This is a genomic window from Mesorhizobium sp. M00.F.Ca.ET.216.01.1.1 (genome assembly GCF_004010325.2).
In the GTDB taxonomy this organism is placed as follows: domain Bacteria; phylum Pseudomonadota; class Alphaproteobacteria; order Rhizobiales; family Rhizobiaceae; genus Mesorhizobium.
On sequence record NZ_SADR02000062.1, the window covers coordinates 1 to 7248 of the forward strand.

The window sequence follows — 7248 nt, forward strand, 5'->3', positions numbered from 1 at the left end:
GGCGGCAATCAACCGCTTCCTCGTCGAGCACAACCAGAAACCCAAACCTTTCACTTGGACCGCCGACCCCGACAAAATCATCGCTGCCGTCAAACGTGGGCACCAAGTGTTAGATTCCATCCACTAGCCGGTTTGGTTGTGCCTCAAACCATTCTCGGCGATCCATAGAGACTGCCAAGTTGATGTAAAATGACCGCATTCAGAACACCCCAAAGCCCGATCTACTTGACGTAACGCGACAGTTCAACGACTAAATCAACAATATCCGCCACTTGCTGCCATTCAGGGAGCTTCTCCAATCTTGCCATTCGTTCTACCGCCTGATGCGACCCGACGCGATCATCAGCTATGGGTGTGCGATGAACGGCTCGATTGAGCCCCAGGGCACGCAAGCAGCCACCGGCCCATGACCGCCGTGAGCTTAATCGAAGTTCTTAGGTCTGCTTGTCCGCGACTTCGCCGTTCCGGGAGTTCGGTTGACCCTATCCATCCGAAGACGCGGATCCGCAGGCCGGACGTTACCCCGGCGGCTATCGACCCTGGCCAGCCGGCGCGCGTCGCCGGGCGGTCGTTGGCGTGACATCAGAGTAGCTCACCAGGAGCCGAGACGCTCCTCTGCGGACCAGTAATGCATGTAGCAATCGCACACTCAGCGGCAACCTGTCCTCGCCCGATCTCGTGCCAGTACCTCACCATCCGCAAATCCTAGATGTTTTGAAACCGAAGTTTCGATCAGCGTGTGCGAGATCTTCTAGCCCCGGCCGGGCTCCGGTGCTTATTGATAGCGGCGAAAGGCAACCGGATAGGCTAGCATCCGCCCGGTCTGATCCGATGAAATATCGATATGCACGGGGAGCACATGGCGAGAAGGTCGATATCCTGGGCTCGACACAGTGAACGAGCCTTTGTTCTGAAGATTCGTCGGGTCGAAGTTGGGGTGAACGAAGCAGTTGACTGTTCGGCCTATCGTCCGGAAAGATGAAGGTCCGCTTCGAAGCCACCAAATCGGACCAGGAAGGGCCGATTTGGGTCTTGGCCGTGTCAAAACTCACCGCTGCTAGCGGCCTAGAGAATGTCGTTCCCAATCCGAGGCAAACTGAGGATGCGAATGCTGCTCAGAAGCTTCGACGGCATCCTTTGAGAACAATTCTGTCTGCTGTCTGAGGCGATGTGTTTTCACACAGCCAGGGTCAAAAGCCGGCCGGTCATGCACAACCTATTCATTCGGCGCATGCTACCCTTCCATTGAGACCAGCTAACTTTCCTAGCGATACATCGGCCGGCTCTTCGCACCGCGCGAACCTGCCCGCCTTCCCCCCAAAACGCAACAAGGCCCCACGAGAGGCCTTGCCGTGTCAAACCTTTTTGCCTGCGCCCGCCCTCAATTCCCCATCATCTGCTTGGCGTTTTCTGCCGTGATCGCGGTGGTGTCGACCGTGACCGTCGGCTCCACCGAGGAGGCGCAGTCGAGCAGGATCGACTTCGCCATTTCGATCGCCTCCTTGCCGCCAGTCGGATAGGTGAAGGTCGCCGCCCAGTCGCCCTTGGCCACGGCCTGGATGCCGCCGGCCGGGCCCGGCAGGCCGTCGGTTCCAATTATCTGGACTTGCTTGCCAGCGCCCTTGGCGGCAAGCAGCGCGCCGGCGGCCATCATGTCGTTGCTGGCATAGAGCACCTTGATGTCGGGATGCGCCTGCAACATGGCGGAGAAGGCGGTCTGCGCTTTGTCCGGTAGCCAGTCGGCGGCCTGCTCGGCCACGACCTCGATCTTCGCATTCTCCTTCACCCCGTCCTTGAAGCCGTTCAGCCGCTCGACGGCCGGTGTCGAGCTCGGCAGGCCTTCCAGAACCGCCGCCTCGCCACCGTCTGGTAGCAGGGTCTTGGCGGTATATTTGCCGGCCTCCATGGCGATCTTGTAATTGTCGCCGCCGATGAAGGCAGTGTAGTCCTTGCCGGGATCGCCAACCGTCTTGCGGTCGAGCTCGATCACCGGGATACCGGCATCCATGGCGCGCTTCACAGCGGGCGTCAGCGGTGCCGCCTCGAAGGGCGAGATCAGCAGAAGATCCACCTTCTGGGTGATGAAGTTGTCGACCTGCGAAGTCTGCGTGTTGACGTTGCCGGCGCCGTCGGCGATCTGCAGCGTGAACTGCGGCACGGCCTTCACCGCCGCAGTCAGCTCGTCATTGACATGCTGGCGATAGGGCTCGGCATTGTTCGCCTGCGAAAAGCCGATGATGAACTGGCCGTCCTTGGCGCAGGCCTTGACCATAGGGTCGGCGGCCTCTGCGGTGCCCACCATGCATAGGCACGTGCCGGCGAGCAGTCCAACCTGCAAGGCACGCCATGATCCTCGTTCAATGGTTCTCATGCTACTCTCCTCCTCGTCGGGCCGCAGCGGCCAGACCTTGGTTTCTAACGCCTTCCACTTGCCTACCGTCTGACTGCTACCTGCCCAAACCCTCGCGACGGCGAACAAGGGATTGAAGCACTGCCGCCAGCACGATGATCGCGGCGGTCGCGAGCAGCTGCATGGCGGGCGTGATGTTGTTGAGCTGAAGGATGTTCGCCAGCGCGCCGAGCATGATCGTGCCGGCCACGGTGCCGACCATGGAGCCGGCGCCGCCGAACAGGCTGGTGCCGCCGATGACCACGGCGGCGATTGCCGTCAGCTCATAGCCCATGCCGTCATTGGCGCTGCCGAAATTGAACTGGCCGGCGTGAACGATGCCGGCAAGTGCGGAGGCAAAGCCGGTGATGGCATAAACTGATATCTTGACCATCGAGACCGGCACGCCGGAAATGCGCGCGGCACGCTCGTTGCCGCCAACGGCAAAGACGTAGCGGCCGAAGCGCGTGGTGTTCAGCACCACGGTGGCGATCGCGGCGAACGCGATGAACACGATGGTGGCCACCGGCACCGTGTTGTTGAACAGGCGCTCGCCCAGCACCGCAAAGACCGGCGGCGCAAGGCCTGGCCCATCGCCGTAGGAAATGTTGATGTACTGGTTGCCCGAAACAACCAGCGCCAGGCCGCGCGCCGCCTGCAGGCCGGCCAGCGTGACGATGAACGGCTCCAGCCGGAAGCGGCTGGAAATGGTGCCCTGGATCGCGCCGAAGGCGGTGCCCATCACCAGCACGGCGAGGATGGTCGGGATAAGCCCAAAGCCGCCGGAGATCATCATCGTCGCGGTAACCACGCTGGAGAGACCGAGCACGGCGCCGACCGAAAGGTCGATGCCGGCGGTGATGATGACGAAGGTCATGCCGATAGCGATGATGCCGGTCTCGGACACGGCGCGCACGATGTTGGCCATGTTGTCGGGCGCCAGGAACAAGATTTCGCCGTGGCGCCTCGGCGAGAGGATGACGCCGCCGATCGCCACCAGCACCAGGCCGATCAGGCTCTGGAAGCGCACGATCAAAGCGAGCGGATCGCGATGCACGGGCGCGGGCACGGCCGCCACCGGGCCGCTCGCAACCGAAGTCGACTCTTCAGACATCAGGCCTCCCTGCCGTTTGCCGCAGCCAGCACCGTGTGCTCGTCGATGCCGCCGATGAATTCCGCCACATTGCGCCCCTGGCGCAGCACCACGATCCGGTCGCAAAGGCCGATCAGCTCCGGCATTTCGCTGGAGGCGACCAGAATGCCGAGGCCCTGGGCGGCCAGTTGCCTCAGCCGTGCATAGATCTCGCCCTTGGCGCCGACATCGACGCCGCGCGTCGGTTCGTCGAGCAGCAGCAGACGCGGATTGCCAAGGATTTCCTTGGCCAGCACCACCTTCTGCTGGTTGCCGCCCGAAAGCGCGCCGACGGCGATGTCGGGATTCTTCGGCCTGATGTCGAACTGCCCGAAGGACTGTCTCACCGCGTCCGCCTGCCGGCGCGGCGACATCAGGCCGACCGGCGAGAGGCAGCGGATCACCGACATCACCAGGTTGAGGCCGACCGCCATACGAAGCATCAGGCCGCTGCCGCGGCGGTCGTCGGTAACGTAGGCGATGCCGGCGTCGCGCGCCGCCTTGATCGAATTGAGCTTCACCGGACGGCCGCCGATGGCGACGTCGCCCTCCCAGTGGCCGGAGAGGCCGGTGCCGTAAAGCGCGCTGAGAAGCTCGGTCCGCCCTGCCCCCATGATGCCGGCCAGCCCGACGATCTCGCCTTTATGCACGTCGAACGAAAGCCCTGTCGGGGCCTGCCAGCCGGCGCTGTCGCGCGCCAGCCGGAAGCTGGCGTCGCGCAGGCTGAGCAGTGCCTTTCCGGCGCTCCTGGCGCGCTTGGGGTAGAGTTCGTCCAGCGGCCGGCCGACCAGCAGCTGTACCAGCTCGGCCTGCGGCGCGTGCGGCTCGGTGATGCCGGCGACGCGGCCGTCGCGCATCACCGTCACCCGGTCGGCGATCTCGGGCACTTCCTCCAGGCGATGCGAGATATAGACGATGCCGACTCCGCTGGCGGCGAGCTTGCGCATCACCTCGAACAGCCTTTCGACCTCGCCCGCCGTCAGGGCGGCCGTCGGCTCATCCATGATCAGCACGCGCGAGGCGTAGGACAGCGCCTTGACGATGGCCACCACCTGGCGCTGGCCGATCGAGAGATCGGCGACCAGTCGTGCCGGGTCGATGGCGAGCTCGATCGCTTCCAGCCGCCTGCCGGCCTCGCGGCGCATCGCCGGCGCGTCGAGGAAACCGCCCGGGCGCATCAATTCGCGGCCGAGGAAGAGGTTCGACGCCACGTCGAGCGTCGGTACGAGATCGAGCTCCTGGAAGATGGTCGCAATGCCGGCCGCCTGTGCTTCGCGCGGGTTGCTGAAGCGCACCGGTTTGCCGTCGATTTCAATCGTGCCTTCGTCCGGCGCGTAGACGCCCGACAACAGGTTCATCAACGTCGATTTGCCGGCGCCGTTCTCACCGAGAAGGGCGTGGATCTCACCGGCCCTGAGATCGAAGTCGACGCCGCGCAGCGCCTGGACGCCGCCGAAACGCTTGATTGCGCCAGTGACCGACAGAAGCGGCGCGCTCATCTTGGGCTCCCGCAGGATTGGCGGGCATGAAGCGTGGCCTGGAGCCGCACGGAGTGCGGCTCGGAAGCGGAGGATGCGATGCGAGCGTTGAGCAAAGCGGCCGCCTGCCGGCCGATCTCGGCGCAAGGCTGCGCCACCAGCGTCAGCCGCGGCTCGAAACAATCGGCCCATTCGAAGTCGTCGAAGCCGGCGAGCGAAAGATCGCCCGGTATCGCCAGGCCCATTTCGCGGATCGCGCGGACTGCTCCGATCGTCGTCATGTTATTGCCGGTGACCAAGGCCGTGGGCGGCGAAGGCAAGGACAGTATGGCCCGGGTCGATGCCGTCGCGGCCGCGGTGTCGACGTTCCCGGTGGACAAATAGCGCGGCAGGCAGTCAAGTCCGTTAGCGGCCATGGCCGACCGGAATGCCTCGACGCGTTCCCGAGTCGTCGCCAGCCCCGGCTGGCCGGCGACGAAGCCGATGCGCTTGTGGCCGAAGGAGGCGACGTGATCGATGAGGACCCGCATAGCCGAATGGTTCTCGACGCCTATCTGGTCGAAGCGCTCGTCGGCGAAGCGGTCGATCAGCACGCAGGGCACTTTCTTCTCGGCCAGGTAGTCGATGGCCCGCTGCGGCGCGCCCGATGGCGCCAGGATGACGCCGTCGACCCGCCGCTGATGGAAGGCCCGAACCACCGAAAGCTCGCGATCGGGGTCGTCCTGGGTGTCGGACAGGAAAACCATGAGGCCGAGACGCGCGCATTCGGCCTCCACCGCGCAGATGATGTCGGTGAAATAGGGGTTGGAAATCGCCGAGATCGCCAGGCCGACGCTGTTGGTCGTCGAGACCTTGAGGGACCGCGCCAGCTCATTGGGCTGATAGCCCATCGCGGCAATCGCATCATTGATCAGCTTCGCCTTCTCGGGCGAGACAAAACGGGTGCGGTTGATGACATGCGAGACGGTTGAAACCGACACGCCCGCGCGGCGCGCCACTTCAGCCATTGTCGGCATGGCGGCTCAAACGGAGTGCTCGCAAGCGCTCCTCCCTATGCTGCGTTTCCCGTCCGCTCTGTTCCAGGCTTTGGCGGATTTCACGAAACGATAATGCAATCGAAACGTTTGCGCAATCGTTTCGATGCGAATGTCCTTTGTTGGATGGTCGGAGTAGATCGAAGTCAGCAGGGATCAGAGCAGACGTCAGCGAATTTCCGCTTCTGACCCAATGAACGAACCCGCTCGCGCGGGAGGGCGCGGGGTTCGAGCTTGCAGTTTGTGTCAGCAGCGCTGGTGAGGTTGTGATCGATCAGGGGTGACGGACGGCCATCGGCCTCCGAGCATGAAGTGTCAACCTTCAGCTTGAGAGGAGCATCCGATGACCGTCCCTTCGCATCCATCCGGCAACGCGCTTCGCGAGCGCATGATCGAAGACATGTCCCTGCGCGGCTTCACCGAGGATACGCGCCGTGACTATATCCGTTGCGTGAAGGCATTTGCAGCCTTCATCGGGCGCTCGCCCGACACCGCGACGGCTGGGATCTGCGGCGTTTCCAATTACACCAGACCGAGAGCGGCATGCGGCCGCCGGGGATCAACAGCTCGGTCTCGGCGCTGCGCTTCTTCTTCACCGTGACGCTCGACCGGCCCGATCTCTCGCGCCGTCTCACCGTCATCCGCCAGCCGCGCAAGCTGCCGCTGGTGCTGAGCGTCGAGGAGGTGGCGCGGCTGCTCGAAGCCGCACCCGGGCCGAAGTACAAGGCGGCGCTGGGCACTGCCTACGGCGCCGGGTTGCGGGTGTCGGAGATCGTGGCGCTCAAGGTGACCGACATCGATTCGACGCGCATGCTGATCCGGGTCGAGCAGGGCAAGGCGCAAGGACCGCCACGCCATGCTGTCGCCGCAACTGCTCAACCTTCTGCGCGCCTGGTGGCGCGAGGGCAAACGCCGCGGCATGATGCTGCCGCGGGGCTGGCTGTTTCCGGGCCGCAACCCGATCACGCCACTCTCCACCCGGCAGATGAACCGCGCCGTTCATGCCGCGGCGGAGGCCGCCGAGATCAAAAAGCGGGTAACGCCGCACACGCTGAGGCATTCCTTCGCCACCCATCTTTTGGAGCAGAACGTCGACATTCGCGTCATCCAGGTCCTGCTCGGCCATGCCCGGCTCAACACGACCGCGCGTCTCAGCCCATGTCGCCACCAAGACGATCCACACCGTGATGAGTCCGCTCGACCGGATCAGCCTGC

General features: G+C 64.0%; 4 protein-coding genes and 2 pseudogenes. 2 read left to right on the forward strand and 4 right to left on the reverse strand.

The window, feature by feature from the left end:
• Positions 1-127: pseudogene (locus tag EN859_RS34895) on the forward strand (IS630 family transposase); the annotation flags it as partial.
• Positions 128-1381: 1254 nt separating this feature from the next.
• Here EN859_RS34895 and EN859_RS34900 read toward each other — a convergent pair.
• The 4 genes from EN859_RS34900 to EN859_RS34915 all read right to left on the reverse strand — a co-directional run bounded on the left by EN859_RS34900 (position 1382) and on the right by EN859_RS34915 (position 6015).
• On the reverse strand, positions 1382-2371 hold the full coding sequence (locus EN859_RS34900; RefSeq protein WP_127857149.1) for a substrate-binding domain-containing protein: 990 nt from the start codon (positions 2369-2371) through the stop codon (positions 1382-1384).
• Positions 2372-2447: 76 nt separating this feature from the next.
• The gene (locus tag EN859_RS34905) at positions 2448-3506 is read right to left on the reverse strand and encodes an ABC transporter permease (RefSeq protein ID WP_127857152.1); all 1059 of its coding nucleotides are present in this window, start codon (positions 3504-3506) and stop codon (positions 2448-2450) included.
• Positions 3503-5020 carry a sugar ABC transporter ATP-binding protein gene (locus tag EN859_RS34910; RefSeq protein ID WP_127857150.1) on the reverse strand — a complete coding sequence of 506 codons (1518 nt, stop codon included), beginning with the start codon at positions 5018-5020 and terminating at the stop codon, positions 3503-3505. Before EN859_RS34910 ends, EN859_RS34905 begins: the two co-directional genes overlap by 4 nt.
• The gene (locus EN859_RS34915) at positions 5017-6015 is read right to left on the reverse strand and encodes a LacI family DNA-binding transcriptional regulator (RefSeq protein ID WP_127857151.1); all 999 of its coding nucleotides are present in this window, start codon (positions 6013-6015) and stop codon (positions 5017-5019) included. Before EN859_RS34915 ends, EN859_RS34910 begins: the two co-directional genes overlap by 4 nt.
• A gap of 361 nt (positions 6016-6376) precedes the next feature.
• On the opposite strand from EN859_RS34915, the pseudogene EN859_RS34920 reads away from it, so the two are divergent.
• Positions 6377-7248 (forward strand): annotated as a pseudogene (locus EN859_RS34920) (tyrosine-type recombinase/integrase); the annotation flags it as partial.